Source organism: Gordonia gummivorans (assembly GCF_022513585.1).
GTDB lineage: Bacteria > Actinomycetota > Actinomycetes > Mycobacteriales > Mycobacteriaceae > Gordonia.
On record NZ_JAKWBF010000005.1, the window covers coordinates 52,550 to 77,161 of the forward strand.

Annotated in this window: 22 protein-coding genes; 10 read left to right on the forward strand and 12 right to left on the reverse strand. The window is 66.3% G+C overall.

Translation table 11 applies throughout. The annotated features are described in order from the left end of the window. The first annotated feature begins 8 nt into the window (after window positions 1–8). On the forward strand, window positions 9–3,275 hold the full coding sequence (locus tag MKW15_RS05545) for a BTAD domain-containing putative transcriptional regulator (RefSeq protein WP_240856583.1): 3,267 nt from the start codon (window positions 9–11) through the stop codon (window positions 3,273–3,275). Here MKW15_RS05545 and MKW15_RS05550 read toward each other — a convergent pair. From MKW15_RS05550 to MKW15_RS05560, 3 genes are all read right to left on the reverse strand, one after another. Continuing rightward, entirely contained in the window at window positions 3,257–4,090 is an 834-nt protein-coding gene (locus MKW15_RS05550; RefSeq protein ID WP_240856584.1) for an ABC transporter permease, read from the reverse strand. The genes MKW15_RS05545 and MKW15_RS05550 overlap by 19 nt on opposite strands. Beyond that, window positions 4,087–5,106 carry an ATP-binding cassette domain-containing protein gene (locus tag MKW15_RS05555; protein ID WP_240856585.1) on the reverse strand — a complete coding sequence of 340 codons (1,020 nt, stop codon included), beginning with the start codon at window positions 5,104–5,106 and terminating at the stop codon, window positions 4,087–4,089. Before MKW15_RS05555 ends, MKW15_RS05550 begins: the two co-directional genes overlap by 4 nt. Before the next feature lie 76 nt (window positions 5,107–5,182). Then, the gene (locus MKW15_RS05560) at window positions 5,183–5,500 is read right to left on the reverse strand and encodes a hypothetical protein (RefSeq protein WP_240856586.1); all 318 of its coding nucleotides are present in this window, start codon (window positions 5,498–5,500) and stop codon (window positions 5,183–5,185) included. 126 nt (window positions 5,501–5,626) lie between these two features. Between MKW15_RS05560 and MKW15_RS05565 the strand changes: the two genes are divergently transcribed. Then, window positions 5,627–6,415: a hypothetical protein gene (locus tag MKW15_RS05565; protein ID WP_240856587.1), complete on the forward strand. Its 789-nt coding sequence runs from the start codon at window positions 5,627–5,629 to the stop codon at window positions 6,413–6,415. A gap of 47 nt (window positions 6,416–6,462) precedes the next feature. Further along, entirely contained in the window at window positions 6,463–7,539 is a 1,077-nt protein-coding gene (locus MKW15_RS05570; RefSeq protein WP_240856588.1) for a hypothetical protein, read from the forward strand. Between the two features lie 79 nt (window positions 7,540–7,618). On the opposite strand, the gene MKW15_RS05575 is transcribed toward MKW15_RS05570, so the two are convergent. The 5 genes from MKW15_RS05575 to MKW15_RS05595 all read right to left on the reverse strand — a co-directional run bounded on the left by MKW15_RS05575 (window position 7,619) and on the right by MKW15_RS05595 (window position 12,155). After that, window positions 7,619–8,275: a hypothetical protein gene (locus MKW15_RS05575; protein WP_240856589.1), complete on the reverse strand. Its 657-nt coding sequence runs from the start codon at window positions 8,273–8,275 to the stop codon at window positions 7,619–7,621. Window positions 8,276–8,413: 138 nt separating this feature from the next. Continuing rightward, window positions 8,414–10,141, reverse strand: coding sequence for a SulP family inorganic anion transporter (locus tag MKW15_RS05580; RefSeq protein WP_240856590.1), 1,728 nt, complete (start codon window positions 10,139–10,141; stop codon window positions 8,414–8,416). A gap of 146 nt (window positions 10,142–10,287) precedes the next feature. Further along, on the reverse strand, window positions 10,288–10,782 hold the full coding sequence (gene greA, locus MKW15_RS05585) for a transcription elongation factor GreA (RefSeq protein ID WP_240856591.1): 495 nt from the start codon (window positions 10,780–10,782) through the stop codon (window positions 10,288–10,290). A gap of 147 nt (window positions 10,783–10,929) precedes the next feature. Continuing rightward, window positions 10,930–11,697, reverse strand: coding sequence for a queuosine precursor transporter (locus MKW15_RS05590; RefSeq protein WP_240856592.1), 768 nt, complete (start codon window positions 11,695–11,697; stop codon window positions 10,930–10,932). Further along, entirely contained in the window at window positions 11,694–12,155 is a 462-nt protein-coding gene (locus MKW15_RS05595) for a DUF4307 domain-containing protein (RefSeq protein WP_240856593.1), read from the reverse strand. The genes MKW15_RS05590 and MKW15_RS05595 overlap by 4 nt, the downstream gene beginning before the upstream one ends. A 48-nt stretch (window positions 12,156–12,203) precedes the next feature. Between MKW15_RS05595 and mca the strand changes: the two genes are divergently transcribed. From mca to MKW15_RS05610, 3 genes are read left to right on the forward strand one after another with little or no spacing between them, the layout of a single operon-like run. Continuing rightward, the gene (mca, locus tag MKW15_RS05600; protein ID WP_240856594.1) at window positions 12,204–13,103 is read left to right on the forward strand and encodes a mycothiol conjugate amidase Mca; all 900 of its coding nucleotides are present in this window, start codon (window positions 12,204–12,206) and stop codon (window positions 13,101–13,103) included. Then, window positions 13,100–13,402, forward strand: a complete 303-nt coding sequence (locus MKW15_RS05605; RefSeq protein WP_374246463.1) for a hypothetical protein — start codon at window positions 13,100–13,102, stop codon at window positions 13,400–13,402. The genes mca and MKW15_RS05605 overlap by 4 nt, the downstream gene beginning before the upstream one ends. Further along, complete coding sequence (locus MKW15_RS05610) at window positions 13,377–15,413, forward strand: thioredoxin domain-containing protein (RefSeq protein WP_240856595.1); 2,037 nt, start codon at window positions 13,377–13,379, stop codon at window positions 15,411–15,413. The genes MKW15_RS05605 and MKW15_RS05610 overlap by 26 nt, the downstream gene beginning before the upstream one ends. Here MKW15_RS05610 and MKW15_RS05615 read toward each other — a convergent pair. Together MKW15_RS05615 and rocD are read right to left on the reverse strand one after the other, a co-directional pair. Further along, window positions 15,400–16,026: a histidine phosphatase family protein gene (locus MKW15_RS05615; protein WP_240856596.1), complete on the reverse strand. Its 627-nt coding sequence runs from the start codon at window positions 16,024–16,026 to the stop codon at window positions 15,400–15,402. The two genes, MKW15_RS05610 and MKW15_RS05615, sit on opposite strands and share 14 nt — an antisense overlap. Before the next feature lie 20 nt (window positions 16,027–16,046). Beyond that, the gene (gene rocD, locus MKW15_RS24395) at window positions 16,047–18,110 is read right to left on the reverse strand and encodes an ornithine--oxo-acid transaminase (protein WP_276614647.1); all 2,064 of its coding nucleotides are present in this window, start codon (window positions 18,108–18,110) and stop codon (window positions 16,047–16,049) included. A gap of 97 nt (window positions 18,111–18,207) precedes the next feature. Here rocD and MKW15_RS05630 point away from each other — a divergent pair, with 97 nt between their 5' ends. Both MKW15_RS05630 and MKW15_RS05635 read left to right on the forward strand, forming a co-directional pair. Further along, complete coding sequence (locus MKW15_RS05630) at window positions 18,208–18,654, forward strand: Lrp/AsnC family transcriptional regulator (protein WP_240856597.1); 447 nt, start codon at window positions 18,208–18,210, stop codon at window positions 18,652–18,654. A 237-nt stretch (window positions 18,655–18,891) separates the two neighbouring features. Beyond that, on the forward strand, window positions 18,892–19,968 hold the full coding sequence (locus MKW15_RS05635; protein WP_240856598.1) for a 3-deoxy-7-phosphoheptulonate synthase: 1,077 nt from the start codon (window positions 18,892–18,894) through the stop codon (window positions 19,966–19,968). 211 nt (window positions 19,969–20,179) lie between these two features. Here MKW15_RS05635 and MKW15_RS05640 read toward each other — a convergent pair whose 3' ends face one another. Then, a complete protein-coding gene (locus MKW15_RS05640) occupies window positions 20,180–21,781 on the reverse strand; it encodes an alkaline phosphatase D family protein (protein WP_374246471.1) in 1,602 nt (533 codons plus the stop codon). 102 nt (window positions 21,782–21,883) lie between these two features. Continuing rightward, window positions 21,884–22,558, reverse strand: coding sequence for a PAQR family membrane homeostasis protein TrhA (trhA, locus tag MKW15_RS05645; protein WP_240856599.1), 675 nt, complete (start codon window positions 22,556–22,558; stop codon window positions 21,884–21,886). 75 nt (window positions 22,559–22,633) lie between these two features. Between trhA and MKW15_RS05650 the strand changes: the two genes are divergently transcribed. After that, window positions 22,634–23,416: an isoprenyl transferase gene (locus MKW15_RS05650; protein WP_240856712.1), complete on the forward strand. Its 783-nt coding sequence runs from the start codon at window positions 22,634–22,636 to the stop codon at window positions 23,414–23,416. A gap of 70 nt (window positions 23,417–23,486) precedes the next feature. Next, window positions 23,487–24,611 (forward strand): nitronate monooxygenase, encoded by a 1,125-nt coding sequence (locus tag MKW15_RS05655; RefSeq protein ID WP_240856600.1) that lies wholly within the window; start codon window positions 23,487–23,489, stop codon window positions 24,609–24,611. Window position 24,612: the final 1 nt, after the last annotated feature.

Genomic DNA, 24,612 nt, shown 5'->3' on the forward strand with positions numbered 1-24,612 from the left:
CTTGCTGGGTGTATCCGACCACCAGCCACACAGTGATCGGCCTGCTCGGGCCGGTCGCTGTGGGTGCGGTGGATGGCGGTCCCGAGGGCTTGGCGCCGGTCCCTGGTGTTCGCGCACGCCGACTGCTGGTCGCCCTGGCGTTGGCCGGCGGTCGCATCCGTTCCGCGGAACGGTTGATAGCCGATGTCTGGGGCGACAAACCGCCCAAATCGCCGGTGTCGGCGCTGCACACGCAGATCTCTCGGTTGCGGCCACTCTTGGGCGACGGCCGGTTGGAAGGTGTCGGCAACGGGTACCGCATCGCCGATTGCCGTGCCGATCTCGACATCGTCGCCGAGCTCGCGCAGTCACCCGACCCGGCGGATCTCGATGCGGCACTGGCGTGGTGGCGGGGCGTTCCCGGCGACGATCTGGGCGACGACGGCGAGGCGGACCTCGATGCCGAGCTGCGGACACGGGCCGGCCGGGTCCGCGATGTGCTCGAGCAGCGTCGGACCACGTTGGCGTTGGCCGACGGTGATTACGCACTGGCACGCGAGCTGGCCGACAAGCGTTGCGCCGCTGACTCGTTGGATGAACCCGCGCACGTCGATCTGATGCGCGCGCTGGCCGGTGAGGGGCGGGTACCCGAAGCGCTCGCCGTCTTCGCGAGACTGCGTCGGGCACTGTCCGAGCAACTCGGTGTGGACCCCGGACCCGAGATCGCCACGCTGAACGCGGAACTGGTCGCGGCCGAGACCCCCGCCCCGAAGCCACTGCGCCGTGGCCGCAGCGTCGGGCTGAGCACCGAGGTATCGGAACTCATCGGGCGCGACGACGACATCGCCACCATCGTCGGGCTGCTCGGCCGGTATCGACTCGTCACCGTTCAAGGCCCGGGTGGAGTCGGCAAAACCCGTGTCGCCCAACGGGTCGGCCGCACCGTGGCCGAGGGGGGCCGTCCCGTCTTCTACGTGCCGCTCGCCCCGATCCGCAACGACGACGACGTGGTCGCGGCGATCGCGACCACCCTGGGCGTGGGAGAGACCGAGCTCGGCGGTGGCGGCCGTCCGCGGCTGGCTGTGGGTGATCTGGCCGGCCGGCTCGTCGACGCGGTACGCGGCCAGCGGGCGGTGGTGATCCTCGACAACTGTGAACAGGTCATCGACGCTTGTGCCCGCGTCGTCGCCGATCTCCTTGCCGCAGAACCGGAACTGTCGATACTGACCACCAGTCGCTCGCCGCTGATGCTGGCGGCCGAGCGGATCTATCTCCTCCCCGTGCTCGATGTCGGGGAGGGCGGATCCGCCGTCGAACTCTTCGAGCGTCGGGCTCAGGCCATTCGTCCGGACGCGCGGCTGTCCCGACGCGACGTGTCCGAATTGTGCGGACATCTCGACGGATTGCCGCTCGCAATCGAACTCGCCGCTGCCCGTGTGCGGACGATGAGCGTTTCCGAGATATCGGAAGGCCTCACCGAACGTTTCGCCCTGTTGCGAGGTACGGACCGAACCGCGCCCGACCGGCACCGCACTCTCTACGCCGTCATCGAGTGGAGCTGGGATCTCCTGGATTCCGACGCGCAGTCGGCGATGCGTCGTCTGTGCCGGCTCCCCGGCGGATTCACCGTGGATACGGCGTCAACAATGCTGCGGCAGGACGGTTTTCGCCTGGTCGACGTGCTGGCCGCACTGGTGAACCAATCACTGCTGACGGTGGTCGAAACCGATGGGAACATCCGCTACCGGATGCTGGAGATGGTGCGCGAATTCGGGGAGCAGAAGCTTGTCGCGGCCGAATCGGATGCCGTGGATCGCTCGATGTGGCGCTGGGCGCGCCGCTTTGCGGTCGAGGTGGAGAAACTGCACGCGCGTCGCGTCGACGAGCAACTGTTCGACCGGATCGCCGCCGACGTCGAGAACCTCGTCTGGGTGTTGCGCGGCTGTGCCGAAGCGGTTCACGCTGGGCCGCCTGATCGGGCCGCCGAGGCGGTGGACACCATGGTCACGGTCTTCCCGGTGCTCGGCGGATTCTGGATGGCGCGCGGCTTGCACGGTGAGGTGATGACCTGGGGTGGGCGGCTGATGGCCGTGTTGCCACCTCCACCAACCGATCCCGACGACGACACGCGTCGCAGGTGGCAGGCCACGGTGCTCGCCTCGATGGCGCATCTGATGATGCGGCGTAACCTGCGCGGCGTGGCCACCGGCCGCTACTATCTGCGCCGGCTGCATCGGCCGCAGCGCAACTACGAGGAGCCGACCGAACTGATGTCGGCGTGGGTGCTGAGCCCCAATATGTTTGCGGCCGTGCGCTATATGGTCCGGGCGGCGCGATCTGAGACGGATCAGGTGCGGGTCGTCGCGTTGTCGGCGCTGATGAACGGACACGAGAACTTCGGTGATCTCGGCCGTGCACTGTCTGACGGACTCGCGCTGCGTGAACTCGCAAAGGGACAACACAACACCTGGATGTCGGCGATGACGCAGACCTCGATCGCCGGCATCTACGCGCAGCAGGCATTGTGGTCGTCGGGAATCCCTTTTTATCGCGAGGCGATCGAGGCGCTGTCGCGACTGGGGGCCCGCGACGACGAGTTGCAGGCACGATCGGCGCTGGTGGCCGCCCTGGTCGCGGATGGGCGTCTCGACGAAGCCGCCGCCGAACTTGCAGTCGTCGCCGATGGTTGGCGACCGGGCGATCCCGACCCGCAGGGCAATCCGGAGGTCGTCGGCGGAATGATGATCGGTGCGGCGGAACTCGAATTGGCGCGCGGCAACGTCGAATCCGCACGAGTCGCCTACGCGCAGGCTGTCCGGCTGATCGACCGTGACCACCCGTTCGGCGCGGAGGATCCCGGCATGGTGATGCTCATCGGGGCCGCGATGATCGGACTGATGCGTGCCGGTGACGGCCAATGTGCAGGCGAGTATGTGAGTGTGCTCGCCGACGGTCTGCACTCGATGTACGGCCCGCTGGGCTGGTTCGACCGGCCGCAGGCCGGTGCGTCGGCCATGGCCATCGGGTACGTGCTTGCTCGCACGGAGCCCACGTCGGCCGACGGTCCGCGACTGCTCGCGCTCTCGGCGGTTCTCGGTGCGCGACAAGACTATGCGTCGCTGCACCACGTGCACACACAGCTGGCCGAGGTCTCCGGACTGTCGTCGGATCAGTGGGCCGACCTGTCGGACGAGATACGAACGATGTCGCGACGCCAGGCGCTGGACGAGGTCCGAGCGATCCTGGCGTCGCGACGGAGTGCGCAAGCCCGATCAGATCAGGTGTTGCGCATGTAGGCACGCACGGCCAGCGGCGCGAACACCGCGGTGATCACGGCAGCACCGACGAGCGCCCACACCACGTGCATACCGGCATGACCGGTGGCGGTGAGTTCGCGGACAGCGGTCACGATGTGGCTGATCGGGTTGATGTTCACAAACGTCTGCAACCAGCCGGGCATGGTGTCCACCGGCACGAAGGCGTTGGACATGAAGGTGAGCGGGAACAGGATCAGCATCGAGATTCCCTGTACGGCAGAGGCTTTGCTCATCACGCAGCCCATGAGGGCGAAGATCCAGGAGATCGCGAAGCTGCACACGATCACCAGCACAGCTGCAGCGATGGTGCCCCAGAAGTCGGGCCGCCAGCCCATGATGATGCCCATGACGATGGTCAGTGTGGTGGCGATCAGGTAGCGGATCATGTCCGCCAGCAGCGCCCCGGCCAGTGGGCTGATCCGGGCAATCGGTAGCGAGCGGAAGCGGTCGAACACGCCCTTGTCCATGTCTTCGCGCAACTGGGTGCCGGTCACGATCGAGGTGGTGATCACGGTCTGCACGAGGATGCCGGGAATGATGACGGGCAGATAGTCGTGGACGCTACCGCTGATGGCGCCACCGAAGATGTAGGTGAACATCAGGGTGAAGATGATCGGCTGCAGCGTGACGTCGAACAGTTGCTCTGGATTGTGGCGGATCTTCAGGACTCCGCGATAGGCCATCGAAAGTGATTGGCGCACAGCCTCGGTGAGGCTGACCGAGGTCTTGGTCTCGGTGCGTGCGGGTCGCGTGGTGATCGCGCGGGGCGCGGGCGAGCGGGTGATCGTGGTCATCGGGCCACCTCATCGGAATCGTCGGTGTCGGCCGGCTGGCCGGTGATGGTGAGGAACACCTCGTCGAGACTCGGCTTCTGCACCGTGATCTCGTCGATGGCGATGTTGTTCTCGCGCAGGGCGATCAGGACGTCGGGCACCAGGTCGGAACGATGCAGCCCGACGGTGATGCGGGCTGCCTCCGGGGACAGTGTGGGTTGTTCACCGAGAACCTGCTCGGTGATCTCACAGACCCGTGCCGCGTCGGACTTGTCGACGGGGGTGAGTTGCAGCGTGCTCGCGCCGATCGATTGCTTGAGTTCGTCGGCAGTGCCGTCGGCGATCACGACGCCGTGGTCGATGACCGCGATGCGATCGGCGAGCTGGTCTGCCTCGTCGAGGTACTGGGTGGTGAGCAACACGGTGGACCCGCGAGCGACGAGGTCGCGGATGGTGTCCCACATCTGGGCGCGTGTTCGGGGATCGAGGCCGGTGGTGGGCTCGTCGAGGAACAGCAGTGGGGGAGTGTCGATGAGGCTGGCGGCCAGATCGAGGCGTCGTCGCATGCCGCCGGAGAAGTTCTTCAATGGCCGGTCGGCTGCCTCGGTGAGCGCGAACTGTTCGAGCAGTTCCTCGGATCGCGCACGAGCCGCGGGGCGGGAGAAGCCGAGCAGCCGGGCGAAGAGGACGAGGTTCTGCGTCGCGGTGAGGTCTTCGTCGACCGACGCATACTGCCCGGTGACGCCGACGAGCGAACGCACCGCGACGGGTTCGCGGACGATGTCGTGGCCGAAGACCGTGGCCGTGCCGGCATCCGGTCGTAGGAGGGTGGCGAGCATGCTCACCGTGGTGGTCTTCCCGGCTCCGTTGGGGCCGAGCACGCCGTACACCGATCCGGTGGGTACGGCCAGATCCACGCCGTTGACGGCGCGGGTCGATCCGAAGTGCTTGACCAGGCCGTGTGCGTCGATCGCCAGGTCACCGGAGGTGCCGGCCGACGTCTGCACAGGCAGGTCGGTACTCGTGGTTGTTGTCATGCCACCACGATGACCGATGCCGCTGTCGTGGCGCTTGCGTCGCCTTGCGTCGGCTGTCAGCAGCTGTATTGCCTGATCAGGCGGCTACGGTTCCCGACGGTGCGCTGTGTGGGAGGTCGGCGGCGTAACGGACGACAGCGGCAACCGTGCCGAGTCGTTGTTCGGTGATCGCGATGGCTTCGGCGAGCTGGTTGGGGTCGTCGACGTCGGCGACCAGCGCGACGGTGTATCCGTTGTTGCCGAGCATGAACGGAACCACTTGCGAGTAGTGGGCGCTGACGACGGCCAGCGGGGCTTGCGCGGCGAACAGCGTGCGCGCGTGGTCGGCGACGGAGGCATCGTCGTCGAGGACCACCAGTGTCACATCGGGGCGGGGGTTGCGGATTCTTCTCATGTTCCGAGGATGAACCCGCAGGTTACGGACGGTCTTGGGCGAGGCTGTGCATTCGCTGTGGGTGGCGCGAGCGTGCCTGTGGAATTTGCGGCGGCGTCAGGCCGACGCCGACCTACGGTTGCGCGCATGGGAAACCGACATAGCGCACGATCGCATTCGACTCGACGGTCACGTCTGTGGCTGGCCGGCGCCCTGCCGCGGATACATGACGAGCTGGGCGAGGCGTACTTTGCGTTAGCCTACGAGTACTTGCAGTACCTGCACATTCTCGAGCAACGCCTCTTCGATCTGGAATTCGAGATCGAGGACCTCGAGGATTCCGGCTCGGGCCCGGGTGACAGCGAGTTCGACAGGGCGGTGCAGAAACACGCCGACGACGAGGATCTCCAGCGGCTGCTCAGCGGCACCTTTGTGCATGCCCTCCGTGCGGTGGACGTGTTGAAGGACTTGGCGCCGGTCTGGGTGCCCGCCGCAGTGAATGACGTACTCGCCTCCCTCGAGGTCGACGCCGACGATGCACGGGGCCTGGCACAGGTCGGTGCGACAGGAATGGTCGTCTTCGACAAGTCCCCGATGAGGATGCGCGAGGTGTTGCCGTCGGGTCCGCAGATGCCGGAGGTCGACGTCGACGGCGTGCTGTGGTGGACCAAGCGGGCCGCCACCGACGTCGTGCCTGCCAGGTTGGTGCTGGCGCCGCTCACTCGTAGTCGCGATCTGCAATGGTTGCGCGGCGACGGTTGGAAGCCCTCGACCTTGACGGAAGTGACCTGCTTCGACGTCACCGCATCCGCCGAGGCAGGCGTCGACGCCAACCTGCTGCCCTGTGTCGCATTGCTGGCCAAGATCGGACTCGCGCAGCAGCACAACGCGATTCGTGTCGTTGACGGGTCGATGCGCATTTCCCACGCCGCGTAGTCGGACTCGGAATAGACTCGCTGACATCGTCGACGTCGGGAGGCACGATGCGTTCAGCGAGGGTCCGTCACGTGATCGTGGTGATATCCGCGATGGTATTGCCGCTGGTGGGTGGAGCGGTCGCGGTGACTCCGACGTCGGCACAGGCCGCGGTCCGCACGCCGGCCGCCGGCTACGGCTTCTCGCAAGGTGCGGCAACGCTGTTTCTCGGTGCTGCCGATCTCGAGCGTGAATTGGCAGCGGTGTCGAAGACCGACGCGCAGTGGCTGCGGGTGATGGTCGACTGGCGGACCGTCGAACGGGTCCGCGGCCGCTACGACTGGACCATGCCGGATCGGGTCATCGGTGCCGCGCGGCGACACCATCTGAAGGTGCTGTCCATCGTGCTGACCGTGCCGACGTGGGCACGCCAGGGCGGCGCGCTCGGGTCCATCTACGCTCCACCGTCGAATCCGGCGAGACTCGGCGACTTCATGAAGGCGTTCATCAAGCGCTATCCCGACGTCACACGGCACGAGATCTGGAACGAACCGAACCTCCCGATCTTCTGGGGGCTCCAACCCGCGAACCCCGCGCAATACACGGCACTGCTCAAGGCCGCTTACCGGGCGATCAAGTCGGTTCAGCCGTCGTCGACGGTGGTGGCCGCAGGATTGAGTCCGGCCGCTGGTGCCGTCGACTTCGTTCGCCGGATGTATGCGGCAGGTGCCAGAGGCTATTTCGACGCTGCCGCGATGCATCCCTATGTGTTCCCGAAGGGCATCGGGGCCGCACCGAACGGGTGGACTGAGACGCGCCAGATTCGTGCGGTGATGGTCGCGAACGGCGACGGCGCCAAGAAGATCTGGCTGACCGAGATGGGCGCCCCCACCAAGCCGGTTGCTCTCGGGTCGCGGACGCCGCCACCCGGATTCGGATCGAATGAGATGGTCTCCCAACGCGAGCAGGCCACCCAGATCGTCGACGTGCTCCGGGCGGCCGCGGTGTCGGGCTATTGCGGTCCGGCGTTCATCTACTCGGTCCGGGACTCGGGAACCTCGACCAACAACCGTGAAGACAACTTCGGTGCACTGCTGACCAACAACTGGCGGCCCAAGTACACGGCGTCCGTGCTGGCGCGGTGAGCGAGTGAGGTATACCGGAATCCCCTCGGCGCTCGAGTATCTGGGGCTCTGAACGACGAGGGGATCCGATGCGTCCGGGCTACTTGTCCTTCTTCTTCGGCTGGTTGAGTAGCTGGATGAACGGTCCTGCGTTGGCAATTGCTGCGCCGATGCCGCCGATCGCGGTTCCGGCCAGTGATGCGCCGGCTCCGAGTAGCAGCGCGCCGCCGATGCAACCGGCCAGCGGTCCGGCGCCGAACAGTAGTACAGCGGGAGCCGACACCACCCCGGCCGCGACGGCGCCCAGTATGCAGCCGACGGTCAAACCCGAAGCCGCACCGATGTATCCACCGATGGCGGCGCTCAAGGTGATGTTGTCGCGAACCCCGGACACGGCTGCCTGTAGATCGGCCTTGTGCTTCACGGGCTGGAAGCGAGAAAGTGCTGGGCTCGTGTCGAGCCGAAGGGTTGCGTTCTTGGCGGTGACCTGTGCGACGACCGGATGTGCATAGTCGTCGACCGCCACGATCAGTGGAACGGTCTCGACGACGCGTCCGGACCGGTTGTGCAGGCGCAGTTGGCCATTCGACTGCGACAGCGTCCCGTTGTCGGTGGCGACCACGACATTCTGGCCGTGACGTGTGACATTCCAGTGCGTGGCATCCTCCGTTCTTGGTGCTGCGTGCGTGGTCCCGCTGGCGACGCCCATGGCTGCGATCACCAAGGTGGCAATGGCCACGAATCTGTTGAGCTTCATCGGATGTGTTTTCCCCCTGAGCTTTCCGGCCGAGTGGCGCGATTGTGGTGGCGCTCAAGTTAGGGCGGGAATCCCAGCGGCGGCAAGGGGGAAAATGGCACGGGCGTTCGGAGTGCGGAAACTTCCGATCACCGAGGTTCAGATGTCACCGCGCAGGCACCCGGTGATCTCGTCGACCTTGGCTCCCGTGGTGGGCGCGAACTGTGTGTCGTCGAATCGTGGCTCACCGTCGACCGTGAGATCGTATTGCGCCAGCTGATCGCGCACAGGGGATTTCATCTCGGCGAAGACAAGGGTGATGTTGTTGCTGCGAAGATAATCATCGAGTTCGACGAGCTCGTCGACCGCGGTGGCGTCGATCTCGGTGATCGGTTCGGCCGCGAGGATCACGGTGTGTACCTCACGCCCTTCCTGTTGGCTCTGCACCACCTCGGAGCGCACGTAATCGTCGAACATGCCGCCGTTGGCGAAGAACAGCGGTGCGTCGAACCGGAGGATCAGCACGCCGGGAATGCGTTGCGCCGTCGGGTTGCGGGTGACGTCGTGGTAGCCACGCAGACCGGGCACCCGGCCGAGTTCGGTGCGATAGGGGCGCCACGCGAGGTTGACGAAGGCGATGAAGGACAGGCCGATCGCGACCAGGATACCGTCGAGCACACCGAGGGCGGCGACACCGACGAAGGCTGCCACGGACAGGATTCCCTCGACCCGGTTGACCCGGAACAGGTAAACAACCCCGCGAATGTCGATGAGCGAGAACACCGCCGAGATCACCACGGCGGCAAGAGCAGATGATGGCAGGTATGCGGTCACGCCTGGTGCCGCGAGGATGAACGCCACGATCAGCAGTGCGCCGAACAGTGGTGCGACCTGACTCTTGGCGCCCGCCTGCTCGGCGACCGGCGTCCTCGACGACGACGCGGAGATCGCGAAGCCGCTCAGGAATCCGCTGGCCACGTTGGCCACACCGATCGCGGCCATCTCCTGACTACCGTTCACGTTCTGTCCGGCCCGGGCCGCGAAAGTCCTTGACAGGACACTGGTGTCGGCGAACGCGATCAGGGCGATTCCGACCGCGGGCACGATGAGGTCGACGACGTCGTTCAGCGTGATTCCGCCGAGAGCCGGTGTCGGCAGTCCGCGCGGCATGGCGCCGGCCACCGACAGGTCGTCTTCCCAGCCGAAGGCCCACACCGCGATGATCGCCCCGACCACCGCGATGAGCACACCCGGAATTGTCTTGCGCCACTGTTTGAGTCCCAAGATGACGGCGAGGCAGATGACGCCGATCGCGGTGGCCAGCCAGTCGATCTCGCCGTTCGCGATGCCCTTCACGATGTTCACGGCCTCGTCGACGATCGATTCTCCGTCGACGCTGAAGCCGAGCAGCTTGGGTAGCTGACTGAGCAGAACGACGAGGGCGATGCCGTTGAGGTAGCCGATCCGGATGGGTTTGGACAGCAGGTCGGTGACGAAGCCGAGCTTCAGCAGGCCGCCGATGATGAGGATGACGCCGACCTCGATGGCCAGCACTCCGGCCAGTGCGATGCGCTCGGAGTCGAGGGCGGCAAGCGGGATGATCGCGGCCGCGATGATCGGGGCGAGCGACGAGTCGGGTCCGAGGACGAGGATGCGCGAGGGTCCGACGATCGCGTAGGCGATCAGCGGGATGATCGTCGCATAGAGGCCGGTCACGGGCGGGAGTCCTGCGACCTCCGCGTAGCCCATGCCGGCAGGGATCAGCAGCGCGGTGAGAACCGCTCCGGCAACAAGATCGCCCCGCAGGTAGCCGCGTTCATAAGTGAGCAGGGTCTGCACCCCGGGGAGCAGCGAGAGCTTGCCGCCGATGCGAGCTGTGTCGGGCATGCAGGGATTATGCCAACAAGGCAGTGGCCGTCGTGGGAGGACCTGTTCCGACACCGCACACAGAGAACTCCCACATACACATGAGATCTCGTGTGTATGTGGGAGTTCTGTGTGTCTTGCCGTGACCCGTGTCGACGGGTCAGCGATCAGCCGTGGTAGGGCTCCGCGCTGACGAGGGTCACCTTGATGGTCGCGCCGGACGGCACGGTGTACTCGCGCGTCTCGCCGACCTTGGCGTCGATGAGCGCCGAACCCAGCGGCGAGCTGGGCGAGTAGGTTTCCAGGTTGCCGCCCTGTGCACCTTCTTCGCGGGTGGCGATGAGGAAGGTCTCGGTGTCCTTCTCGTCACCGTCGTAGTAGACGGTCACGACGGAGCCGGGGAGCGCGACACCCGACTGGGTCGGGGCCTCGCCCACCTTGGCGTTGTTCAGTAGTTCTTGCAGCTGGCGGATGCGGGCCTCTTGCTGGCCCTGCTCTTCGCGAGCGGCGTGGTAGCCGCCGTTCTCCTTGAGGTCGCCTTCTTCGCGACGCTCGTTGATCTCTGCGGCAATGACCGGACGGTTGGCGATCAAAGAGTCGAGCTCGCTCTTGAGGCGGTCGTGCGACTCTTGGGTCAGCCAGGTCACCTGGGTGTCGGTCATCGGTCACTCCTTATGTGTTGTCCGCGCCCGGGCTCGATTCTCGACCCGGGCATGTGGACTGCTCGGCGCGCGTGGAGCACGCTCTAAATGCAGCAACACGACCCCTCGCGGAGCCGTGTATCAGTACAGGGTACCAGCCGATGAGAGCTAAGGCACATCGTCACCGTCGGCCGACGCCGATCGGAGCGCTTCTTGATAGGTCGGCTCGGCCCGTTTCAGCCACCCGACAACGAGGTAGGTCACCGGCATCACGATCAGCTCGACCAGGGTCTTCCAGAGGAATCCGATGACCGTGTAGTTGATGAAATCGCCCCAGGTCGAAATGCCCAGGGCCGACGCCGCGATCGAACAGAACACCAGCGTGTCGGCGAACTCGCCGACCACCGTCGAGCCGATCAGACGAGCCCAGAGACGGCGTTCACCTGCGCGTTCCTTCATCTTGACCAGTACGAACGAGTTCAGGAACTCGCCGACCACGTACCCGGCCAGACCCGCGAGCAAGAACTGGGGGACCACCCCGGCCACTCGCTCGAAGGCTTCCTGGCCGTCGTAGAAACCGGCCGCGGGCAGGTGAATGGTCAGCCAGAAGCACAGGGAGGCGAGGATCAGCACGGCGAAACCGGCGAAGATGGTGCGACGCATCGCCCGGAATCCGTAGACCTCGCTGATCACGTCGCCGAGGACGTAGGCGAGCGGGAAAAGGAAGAACGCGCCGTCGGTGACCAGGCCATTCAGGTGAATGGGACCGAGATCGAAATGCAACCAGTCCTCGAACAGCAGTACACCTTTGGTGCCGGTGATGTTGCTGATCAGCATGACGCCGACGAACAGCGCGACGAGCAGTGGGTAGTACGGGCTCGAGATCGACGCGAACGCCGCGCGCCCACGTGACTGCGGCCGATCGTCGGTCGTCATGCGTCCGTCTCGGACAGGTATGCCGGGATGTCGGTGGTGCAGCCGAAGACCTCGCCGATGACGGGTGGCGCAGAAGTCTTCACCTCAACACGTACGCCCTGCTGCTTGTCGGTGCCGGGGCCGATGAGAACCTCGCGTCGGCCGGTCTCGCTGCCGTCCTTGGATCGCCCGCGCACCACGCAGGCGGCCGGACGACTGGGATCGGACCTGGTCAGCGTGAACTGGACCGCAACAGTGGAGGAGTCGAGGAGCTCGTAGCCGGTGCCCTCGCCCTTGACCTCTTCGTCGGCGAACTTTGTGTAGCCGAGGGCAGCGAGACCGACTCCGGCCACGACGACGAGAACAGATAGTCCGATGAACCAACGCCGGCGGCTCCGGGGGTCGCCGGAGGGCTCCGGGTAGGTGGCGCGAGGTCCGCTCCGCGGAGTCTGCGCGGTGCCCCCGTCCGAACTGTTCACGCGTCAATACCTACCATGGGTGGAGTAGCGACCCGAAGGTGAGGAACCGTGACCGAATCCCAGCCAGGCGGCCCCGGCGCCGGGGCGTTCCGTCTGATGGCGGTCCATGCGCACCCGGACGACGAGTCCAGCAAGGGTGCGGCGACGACGGCGCGGTATGCGGCCGAAGGCAACGAGGTGTTGGTTGTCACACTCACCGGCGGCGAACGCGGCGACATCCTCAATCCGGCGATGGATCGTCCGGGCATCAAGGAACGGATGACCGAGGTCCGCCGCGAGGAGATGGCGAAGGCCGCTGCGGCGCTCGGCGTCGAACAGACATGGCTCGGGTTCGTCGACTCGGGTCTGCCCGAGGGCGATCCGCCCCCGCCCGTGCCGGAAGGGTCGTTCGCGGCCATTCCACTCGAGGTCGGCACCGAGGCGCTCGTCCGTGTGGTCCGCGAGTTCCGCCCGCACGTCATGATCACCTACGACGAGCACGGCGGCTATCCGCACCCCGACCACATCCGATGTCACGAGGTGTCGGTCGCGGCGTACGAGCAATCCGGGGACCCCGACGCGTTCCCGGGTACCGGCGCGCCGTGGACGGTCTCGAAGCTGTACTACACACACGGATTCATCCGCGACCGGATGGTGTTGTTCTCCGACGAGTTCGAGCGGCACGGCCAGGAGAGCCCGTTCACGGAGTGGCTCAGCAAATGGGATCGGCGTCGCGGTGACCTCATGGGCCGGGTCACCACCCAGGTGGAATGCGGCAAGTACTTCCCGCAGCGCGACGACGCCCTGCGTGCGCACGCGACACAGATCGACCCCAACGGTGTGTTCTTCGCCGTGCCACTGGAGTGGCAGCAACGGCTGTGGCCGACCGAGGAGTTCGAACTCGCGCAGACCAGAGTGAAGACCTCGATCCCCGAGACAGACCTCTTCACCGGAATCGAGACGGCATGAGTGTGATGACGACGGTGACTGTGCTTGCAGCGCAGCAAGAGCCGCAAGGTCCCGAGTTCGGCAAGGCGTCCCCGCTCGGACTCCTGATCATCCTCGTGCTGCTCATCGCCACCGCTTTCCTGATCTGGTCGATGAACAAGCAACTCAAGAAGCTGCCGAAGACCTTCGACACCGAACATCCCGAGGCCGACCAGGCCTTCGACGAGGGGACGGACACGCGTTCGGCAGTCGTGACGGACATCGAAACCCATTCCGACACCGCTGCGGCTGCCGATGAACGGAAATCCGCCGACACCTGACGGCGCGCGCAACCGGCTGAGCGCGTCGTCGAGTCCGTACCTCCGTCAGCACGCGAACAACCCTGTCCACTGGTTCGAGTGGGACGACGCCGCGCTCGACGAAGCCCGTCGGCGCGACGTCCCGATCCTGTTGTCGGTCGGATACGCGGCATGCCACTGGTGTCACGTGATGGCGCATGAGTCCTTCGAGGACGACGCCACCGCAACCCAGATGAACGCCGAGTTCGTGTGTGTCAAGGTCGACCGCGAGGAACGCCCCGACATCGACGCCATCTACATGAGCGCTACCGTCGCGATGACCGGTCAGGGCGGCTGGCCGATGACGTGTTTCCTGACGCCGGCCGGCGAACCCTTCTACGCCGGGACGTATTTCCCTTCGGCGCCGCGGTCGGGTATGCCGTCGTTCCGTCAGGTGATGGCCGCGGTCACCGAGGCCTGGACGGATCGGCGCGCCGAGATCGACGCGATGGCCGACAAGGTGCGCGAGCACGTCGAGGCCAACGCAGGAGCGCTGCCGCCGGGAACACTGCCGATAGATGAGCGGCTGCTGGCGCATGCCGTGACCGCGGTGCTCGACGACGAGGACCGTGCGGCAGGCGGTTTCGGCGGTGCGCCGAAGTTTCCGCCGTCGGCGTTGCTCGAGGGGCTGATCCGGCACAGCGAGCACACCGGAGATTCGGTGGCCATCGACGCGGCGGTCCGGACCTGTGCCGCGATGGCTCGCGGAGGTATCTACGACCAGATCGCCGGTGGATTCGCCCGATACGCTGTCGACAAGGACTGGGTGATACCGCATTTCGAGAAGATGCTGTACGACAACGCGCAGTTGCTGCGTGCCTATGCACATCTCGCGCGTCGCACAAGTGACCCGTTCATGCGGCGAGTGACCGCTGAGATCGTCGACTTCTTGGACCAGGACCTGCGTGTCGGTGGCGGCTTCGCGTCGTCGCTGGACGCCGATACCGCTGGGGTGGAGGGTTCGACGTATGTGTGGACGCCCAGCCAGCTCGTCGAAGTCCTCGGCGAGGACGATGGACGCTGGGCCGCAGAGCTTTTCGTGGTCACCGAAGCCGGCACCTTCGAACACGGGACCTCGACGCTGCAGCTGCCGTCCGAACCCGACGACCTCGACAGGTTCGATTCTGTCCGTCAACGGCTTCGGGTGGCCCGCGCGGCTCGCACGCAGCCGGCGCGCGACGACAAGGTGGTCACCGCCTGGAACGCGATGGCGATCACGGCTCTCGCCGAGGCCGGTGCCGGGCTCGGCGAACGGCAGTGGATCGACCATGCCGTCTGGTGTGCGGAACAGATTGTCGCCACCCATGTGGTCGACGGCGCCGTCCGTCGGTCGTCGCTCGGAGGGGTGGTCGGGGTGCCGTCGGGTGGTCTCGACGACCATGCCGCATTGGCCACCGCGCTGCTGACCCTGTTCACGGTGACGGGCGATCAGCGTTGGCGCACAACCGGTCTGACCATTCTGGACCGAGCGGTCGACGTCTTTGCCGATCCGGCGGAGCCCGGTTCCTGGTTCGACGCGGCGGGGGAGGGGCTGATCACTCGGCCGCGCGATCCGGTCGACGGCGCCACGCCGTCGGGTGCGTCGCTGATGGCGGAGGCGTTGCAGATCGCAGTGCCGCTGGCCGACGCCGGCGATGCCGGTCGTTACGCCGAGTTGCTCGAGCACACGCTGTCGCGGGGCGCCATCTTGCTCGTGAAACTGCCCCGGTCGGCCGGACATTGGCTCGCCGTGGCACAGGCGCGGGTCGCCGGTCCGATCCAGATCGCGGTCGCGCAGGTGCGCGACTCGGACGGGCGGATGACGCGACGAGCCCGTGAGATTGCTCCCGGTGGTGCGGTGATCGTTGCCGGACAGCGTGATTCGCAGACGCTACTGCAGGATCGCGGACCGGTCGACGGCCACGACGCGGCTTACGTGTGCCGTGGGCAGGTGTGCGGACTGCCGCTGACCGAACCGGAAGCGTTGACGGAGAACGTGATCAGAGGGCGGTAGTCGAGAGGCTCGCGCCCTCGGGTCCGACGAGGTGTGTCATGCGTCGGTCCCCGGCGACGTCGGCCAGCATCGCCGTGCCGGCCGGCCGAAGATCGATGTTGGCGCCCTGGGCGATCGGCCAACCCAGGAAGCGGCAGATGAACGATCGCGAGAGGTGTCCGTGCGACACGATCACCACATCGGAGGTCTCGAGCCGCGCGTCGACCACCCGCACGGCCTCGTCGACACGCTGCGTCATCTGTTGCACCGATTCACCTTGTGGCGCACCACTTGTCCAGATCGCCCAGCCGGGATCGTGGTCGGCGTGGATCTGGACGCGCGTCAGCCCCTCGTAGTCTCCGTAGTCCCACTCGGCCACCAGATCGGACACCTCGTCGGCCACCAGACCCGCGAGTTCCGCGGTGCGCTGCGCACGTCGTCGTGGCGAGACGATGACGTAGGGATCGAACATCCCGAGCCGGTCGGTGACACCCTGCAGCGCCGCGGCATCATGTTCGCCCTTCGCCGTGAGCGCGATGTCGGTCCGTCCGGTGTGGCGGTCGCTCAGTGACCATTCGGTCTGGCCGTGCCGGATCAGCAGGACGCGACGGTGGGTACGTGTGGACGCGGTCATTTCGTCAGCGTAGTCCCGGTTCAGCGGCGGCTCAGTACCTCGCCGAAACGATCGGCCATCCAGTCGATCTCTTCGTGGGTGATGACCAACGGCGGTGCCAGACGCAGCGTCGAGCCGTGGGTGTCCTTGGCGAGCACACCGCGTTGCGCCAGGTTGAGGCAGAACTCCTTGCCGCTGCCCAACTCCGGGTCGATGTCGATCCCGGCCCACAGACCGAGTCCGCGGACGGTAATCACCCCGTGGCCGATGAACGCGCGAAGCCGAGTGTGCATGTGGTCGCCGAGTTCGGCGGCGCGGGCCTGCCAGCTGCCATCGGCGAGCATGTCGACCACGGTGTGACCGACCGCGGCGGCGAGCGGGTTGCCGCCGAACGTCGAACCGTGCTGGCCCGGGTGCAGGACGCCGAGGATGTCGCGGTCGGCGACCACGGCCGACACCGGCAGCACGCCGCCGCCGAGAGCCTTGCCGAGGGTGTAGACGTCGGGGACCACACCCCAGTGCTCGCACGCGAAGGTGGTGCCGGTGCGTCCGAGTCCGGACTGGATCTCGTCGGCGATCATCAAGACGTTGCGGTCGGTGCACAGGGCGCGCACGCGGGGCAGGTAGTCGGCGGGCGGCACGATGATGCCGGCCTCGCCCTGGATCGGTTCGACGAGCACGGCGACCGTGTCGTCGGTGATCGCGGCCGCCAGTGACTCCACGTCACCGAACGGCACCCGCACGAATCCTGGTGTGTAGGGACCGAATCCGGCGCGCGCCTCCTCGTCGTCGCTGAAGCTGATGATGGTGGTGGTGCGACCGTGGAAGTTGCCGCCCGCGACGATGATCTGCGCACGACCGTCGGCGACGCCCTTGACGTCGTAACCCCACTTGCGGGCCACCTTGATCGCGGATTCCACCGCCTCCGCACCGGTGTTCATCGGCAGCACCATCTCTTTGCCGCAGAGGTCGGCGAGGGCGGCGCAGAACGGCTCGAGTTGGTCGGACATGAAGGCGCGGCTGGTGAGTGTCACGCGGCTGAGTTGGTCGATGGCAGACGCGACGATCCGGGGATGACGGTGTCCGAAATTGACTGCCGAGTACGCACCGAGGCAGTCGAGGTAGCGGCGTCCGTCGACGTCGGTGATCCACGCACCTTCGGCCGTCGCCGCGGTGACGGGCAGCGGCGAATAGTTGTGCGCCACGTGCGGTTCGGCGCCGTGGGGTTCGGGGGAGTGGGGTTTGGGGGCGGTGGTCTCTTTCATGGCTCTCAATTCCAGTGTGCAGCATTTGACCCCGCCGCCACCCTTGAGCAACTCGGAAAGGTCGAGAGTGATCGGTTCGTAACCGGCTTGACGCAGTTGCGATTCCAGCTGCGGTGCCCGATCGGTCATGATCACGTGCTTGCCGTCGGAGACGAGGTTGAGCCCGAGGACCTCGGCGTCGGCTGCGGTCGCGATGATCGCGTCCGGGAAGAGTTCGTCGAGCAGGGCGCGCGACGCGTCGGAGAAGGCGCCGGGGTAGTAGGCGATGGTGTTCTCGTCGAGCACCCCGAGTGCGGTGTCGAGGTGATAGAACCGCGGATCGACGAGGTCGAGGGTGATCACGGGCAGCCCGGTGACCGCGGCGACCTCGGCGTGGGTGTCGCGGTGCGTGCGGAACCCGGTGCCGGCGAGGATACGGTCGCCGACGACGAGGAAGTCGCCCTCGCCCTCCTGGATGCCGTCGGTGCGGTGGACCGGGCCGAATCCGGCGGTGTGGAACCAGTCGGCGTAGTGGTCGCCTTCGGCTGCACGTTCAGGGAAGGCGAAGCGTGCGGCGATCGCCTTGCCGTCGATGACGAGACCGCCGTTGGCGGCGTAGACCATGTCCGGCAGGCCGGGTTGCGGCTCGACCAGATGCACGGTGTGGCCCAGGGCTTGGTAGGTGTCGAGCAACGTCTGCCACTGCGCGAGCGCGCGCTGGGCGTCGACCGGAACGCTGGGATCCATCCACGGGTTGATCGCGTAACTGACCTCGAAGTGTGCGGGCGGGGTCATCGCATAGGTGCGGGTGCGGTGGGCTCGTACGAACGGCGCGGCGAAGGAAGGGGTCGTCAACGTCATTTTTCGAGGGTATCGTCGGGTGCTGACGCAATCAATCGCCATAGATTGCTCTCATGTTTAACGAATAGCCGAACCAACAGTGTAGAGGATCGATACATTGCGTGCGCTCGATGATTTGGACGACAAGGTGCTCGCTTGCCTCGCGCGGGACGCGCGGGCGACCTACGCGGAGGTGGGTGCCGAGGTCGGCTTGTCGGCCCCCGCGGTGAAGCGACGGGTGGACCGACTCCTCGACGACGGCGTCATCAAAGGCTTCACCACGGTGATCGATCCAGCGGCGATGCAGTGGACAACCGAGGCCTACGTGCAGGTGTTCTGTCGCGGGAACATCTCGCCCGATGACCTGCGCGCGGCCTGGGAGCCGATCCATGAGGTGGTGAGTGCCGCGACCATCACCGGCACGGCCGACGCGATCCTGCGCATCATGGCGCGCGACGTCCACCACCTCGAGCAAGCGTTGGAGCGCATCCGGCAGGCCAGTCCGGTCGATCGGACCGAGTCGATCATCGTCCTGAGTCAGTTACTCGAACGAGGGCATCCGTAGGGGTGGTGTTCGGTGTGCTAGCGTGGTCGCCGTGATCAGCAACGTGCGCGCCTATTGGCGCTTCTTTATCGAGGCTCCGGTCGAGCCTGCGATGAAGCGCTGATTGCTGCACGCACACAACACCGGAGCCCCGAGCAGTGACCGAGAGGTCGCTGCTTTTGTCATTTCAGGGGTTCCGGCCACATCTGGGCGTGCCCCGCAGAAATCGCAGGGCATGACCATGAAAGGCACATCGAAGTGACCACACTCCCGGAACTCACCCCGGTCGGCGAATCGACTTCCGACCGGCGCATCACCGCATTCCGGCCGATTCCTTCACCGGACACCATCCGCACCGAACTGCCGCTGACCGCGCGGCGGGCGATCGCGGTCCAGCGCGACCGCGACGAGATCGCCGACATTCTCGCCGGCCGCGACGACCGACTGCTCGTCGTCGTCGGACCGTGCTCGGTGCACGATCCGATCGCCGCCATCGACTACGCACGCCGGCTTGCCCCACTCGCCGACGCCTACGCCGACCGCCTCAAGATCGTGATGCGCGTGTACTTCGAGAAGCCGCGCACCACCGTCGGCTGGAAGGGTCTCATCAACGACCCCGGCATGGACGGGTCGTTCGACGTGGAGCGCGGGCTGCGCACGGCACGATCGTTGCTGCTCGACATCATCGATCTCGGGTTGCCCGTCGGCTGCGAATTCCTCGAGCCCACCAGCCCGCAGTACATCGCCGACGCGGTGGCCTGGGGCGCGATCGGCGCCCGGACCACCGAGTCGCAGGTGCACCGTCAGCTCGCATCCGGGCTGTCGATGCCCATCGGCTTCAAGAACGGCACCGACGGCAACGTCCAGGTCGCCATCGACGGTGTGAAAGCCGCTGCGGCACAGCATGTCTTCTTCGGCGTCGACGACTTCGGCAACGGTGCGGTGGTGGAGACCGCAGGCAACGAGGACTGCCACATCATCCTGCGCGGCGGCACCGGTGGACCGAACTTCGACACCGACTCCATCGCCACGGCAACCACAGCACTGGAGAAGGCGGGACTGCCCGCACGCGTGATGATCGACTGCAGCCACGCCAATTCGGGCAAAGACCATGTCCGTCAGGCGGAGGTGGCGACCGAGATCGCCGCGTCGGTCCGCGCCAGGCGGGAGCAGGGGTTGGGGTCGCAGATCAGCGGCGTGATGCTGGAGAGCTTCCTGGAGCCGGGTGCACAGTCGCCGGACGCGCGGCCGCTCACCTACGGCCAGTCGGTCACCGACAAGTGCATGGGCTGGGAGGCCAGCGCCGACGTGCTGGCGGCGTTCGCGCGGGTCTGAGCTCCATCCGCTACCTGAGTCTGGGATCCGTGGAAGCACCTTGAGGGGTGCGCCCCAGCAACCCACGCCGGCCCATCTCCGCTCCCTGAGGTGCTCGAGGCTCGTCGCCAGCGCTCCTCGCTCAGGCAGCGGAGGGAGGGGCTTCGGGGCTCGCAGGCTCAGCCAGCGACGGTGGGCTCGCAGCCCGGCGGGAGGGTGGCCTCCGAAGAACTCAGACCACGTCGACGTCGGACCTGCGCGTCGGAATGGTGATGAGCGCGCGACGATACAGACGTGCACCCGGATCGGCGACGGTGTCGGTCACGCGCATCTCGCATTCCCAGCGGTCGGGCCGGACTCGGTTCAGCAGGTAGCCGCGCTGTGCGTTGCCGAACCGAACATGTGGTGAGGCCGCCTTGAGGCGCCGATCATTGTCGTCGCTGTCCTCGCCGTCGCCGCCCGACGAGATAGACGTGCCCGCGAGCTCGACACCGACGACCGGTGACTCGGTGCGATAGTCGGACCGCAGATCGGCGACGACGTTGCGATGGATGTCGCCGGCCAGCGACACGAGACCGGTGACGTCGCGTCGGTGCGCGCCGTCGAGGATGCGCGTCCGGGCGGGTTCGTATCCGCTCCAGCCGTCCATGCTGACTGCGCGCGTGGTGCCATCGAGCCGGGCTAGGTCTGCCATCGGAAGTTGTTGTGCGATCACGTTCCATCGGCGCCGAGGTTGCGCGAGACCGTCGAGCAGCCACTGTTCCTGTGCGGAACCGAGCATGGTGCGTGTCGGGTCGGCGGTGCGAGCGTCCTGTGCCGTGTCGCGATCGCCGTTGACCTGGTCGCTGCGATGGCTGCGGGTGTCGAGCAGATGGAACTGCGCGAGATCGCCAAAGGTGAAGCGGCGGTAGGCGCGCATGTCGACACCGGGCCGGCGGGCCGAGATGCGCGTCGGGGTGTTCTCCCACCATGCGCGCAATCCGGCCGCCCGCCGAATCACGAAGTCGCGCATCGCTGTTCCGTCGGCTGGGACGTCGCCCGCCCAGTTGTCGGCCACCTCGTGGTCGTCGAATCCCATGATGAACGGCGAAACCCGGTGGGCCTCCTGCAGATCGGCGTCGGCGCGGTACAGCGCGTAACGATCTCGGTAGTCGTCGATCGACGTCGCGGCGCGAAACGCCGAGCGTGGGCGTGGATCACCACGACGCGGTCCGCGGGCCGGTGGTGGCGTCTCGTATATGTAGTCACCAAGGTGGAAGACCACGTCCGGAGCGTGCGCGGCGAGGTCTCGGTAGGCGACGAAGTAGCCCTCACCCCAGTTCTGGCAGGACGCGACGGCCACCGTGAGAAGACGGGGCTGCGCGCTGGCCGCAGGAGCCGTGCGAGTGCGTCCGATCACCGAGATGTCGCCCAACGCCCGGAACCGGTAGAAGTACTCGGTCGAGGGTTGGAGCCCACGCAGATCGATGTGCACGGAGTGGCCACCGTCGGCTGTTGCAATCGTGGTGCCGCGCCGAATGACTCGACGCATCGTCTCGTCGGTGGCGACCTCCCAGTCGACGTTCACCGGTACACCGCACATGCCGCCGCCGCGAGCCATCGGGTCGACGGCAAGACGCGTCCACAGCACGACCCCGTCCGGCAGCGGGTCGCCGGACGCAACACCCAGGGTGAACAGCGCATCGTCGGGTCCGGGAGGGGGTCGCATGGAGTCCGCTTCGGCCGAACACAGACTCGAGCTGAACGCGAGGCCGACGGCGAGGGCCGACCAGTTGAGGAACCGTCGGCGCGTCAGTCCGTCGATGTGCGCGTCGCGAAGCGGAGGTCCGGCCACGCGCACAGAACAGCAGGCCAGCCTGTCCAGACATTGACCTCAGATGGACGCGTCGGTGAGAACGAGGTGAACCGGGCAGTGATTCCGTCCGCGGATGATCGTTCAGGCGAAAATAACCAGCCAGACGGCGATGTAGTGCAGTAGTGCGGCGACTGCCGTGCAGACGTGGAACACCTCGTGATGGCCGAAGGTCGAGGGCCACGGGTTGGGCCAGCGGAGGGCGTAGAGGATGCCGCCGATGCTGTAGAGCGCCCCGCCTACTGCCAGCAGGACGATGATCGCGACACCACACTGCGCGATCAGCGCCGGTGCGACGGCGATGATCACCCATCCGAGCAGGATGTAGAGCGTCACTCCCAGCCAGCGCGGCGACGACGGCCAGAGCAGTTTGAGCACCACCCCGGCAACGGCACCCGTCCACACGATGCCCAGAACCCACCAGCGTGCGGGGGACGGCAGGCCCATCGCGCAGAAGGGTGTGTAGGTACCCGCGATGAACAGGAAGATCATCGAGTGATCGGCGCGTTTCATGCGGATTTGCGCGCGCACGGTCTTCCACGGGATGCGGTGATAGGACGCACTCACCGCGAACACGCCGAACACCGTGATCGCGTACACCGCGCAGGCCGCAGCCGCGACCGCACCGCGCGCCATGGCGGCACCGATGACGACGGCGATGCCCGCGACCGCGGCGACGTAGGCCGAGTAGTGATGGATCACGCCTCGGAGTCGGGGCCGGTCGGGGATCGACGGCAACGGTGGGATGATGGTGCTCACGCAACCTACGGTAGCGTAAGTTACTGGCGAGATCGAGGCGCGTAAGGTGTGCCACGTGACACCGAGGACCCGACGATGAAGCTGCTGCCGGACCGGTTGCGGCGCCCGGTGCTCAGCGTCTATGAACGCCGGCTGATCCAGTTGATGGATGGGACGCGCATCCCTCATCATGTGGCGATCATCTGCGACGGAAACCGTCGGTGGGCCCGGGAGGCGGGTTTCGAGGACGTCAGCCACGGCCATCGGGTGGGTGCGCAGCGCATCGCCGACATGCTCGGATGGTGCGCGGACCTCGGCATCGGAGCAGTCACCATCTATCTCTTGTCCACCGAGAATCTGAGTCGAGCATCCGAGGAGCTCGACGCACTGATGGAGATCGTGCCCGACATCGTCGACGAGATCTCCGCCCCGGACGGCCAGTGGCGGGTCCGCATCGTCGGCACCCTGGATCAGTTGCCCGCGCCGGTGGCCGACCGTCTGCGCGCGGCGTCGGATCGGACTGCCGGACGTGACGGCATGAATGTCAATGTCGCGGTCGGGTACGGGGGCCGGCAGGAGATCGTCGACGCGGTGCGTGCGCTCCTCGAGGAACGGCTCGAGCAGGGCGCCTCGCCGGCCGAGATGATCGACGCGGTCACCGTGGAGGCTATCGACGCGAACCTCTACACCAAGGGGCAGCCGGATCCGGATCTGGTGATCCGGACCTCTGGTGAGCAGCGGCTGTCGGGCTTTCTGCTGTGGCAGAGCGCCTATTCGGAGATCTGGTTCACCGACGCGTACTGGCCGGAGTTCCGTCGGGTCGACTTCTTGCGAGCCCTGCGCGACTTCTCCGCACGGAACCGTCGCTTCGGCAAATAGTGTCGGGCGCCAGACACCAGTGCTAAATTAGAACACGTTCTAATTTGCGCCGCGTCGAAGGAGTCCGTTGATGCACACCCAGATCTGCGACGAACTCGGAATCGAGTTCCCGATCTTCGCATTTACCCATTGCCGAGACGTGGTGGTCGCGGTCAGCAAGGCAGGCGGATTCGGCGTCCTGGGGGCTGTCGGTTTCACGCCGGAACAACTCGAGATCGAACTCAACTGGATCGACGAGCACATCGGCGACCATCCCTACGGCGTCGACATCGTCATCCCCAACAAATACGAGGGCATGGACGCCGAGATGTCGGCCGACGATCTCACCACGATGCTCCAGTCGATGGTGCCGGAGCAGACGCTCGACTTCGGTCGAAAGTTGTTGCGCGACCACGGTGTTCCACTCGACGAGGACAACGACAACTCGCTGCAGTTGCTCGGCTGGACCGAGGCCACCGCGACCCCGCAGGTGGAGATCGCGCTGCAGCATCCCAAGGTGAGTCTGATCGCCAACGCGCTCGGCACGCCTCCGGTGGACATGATCGGCAAGATCCACGACGCCGGACGCAAGGTGGCCGCGCTGTGCGGCTCGCCGAAGCAGGCGCGTAAGCACGCCGACGCCGGGGTGGACATCATCATCGCGCAGGGCGGCGAGGGTGGTGGCCACTGCGGAGAGGTCGGGTCGATCGTGCTGTGGCCGCAGGTGGTCAAAGAGGTTGCGCCCGTGCCGGTTCTGGCCGCCGGTGGGATCGGCAGCGGTCAGCAGATCGCCGCGGCGCTTGCCCTCGGTGCGCAGGGCGCGTGGAGCGGATCGCAGTGGCTGATGGTCGAAGAGGCCGAGAACACGCCGGTCCAGCAGGCGGCCTACATCAACGCCGGCAGTCGCGACACCGTGCGCAGTCGGTCGTTCACCGGCAAGCCGTGCCGAATGCTTCGCAACGACTGGACCGAGGCCTGGGAGAACCCGGAGAATCCGGATCCGCTCGGAATGCCGTTGCAGTACATGGTCTCCGGCATGGCGGTGGCCGCCACGCACAAGTACCCGGACGAGAGCATCGACGTCGCCTTCAACCCGGTCGGCCAGGTCGTCGGACAGTTCCAGAAGGTGGAGCGGACGGCGGCGGTCATCGAGCGGTGGGTGCAGGAATACATCGACGCGACAAGCGCTTTGGAGACGCTCGCCAGTTCGGTGTGAG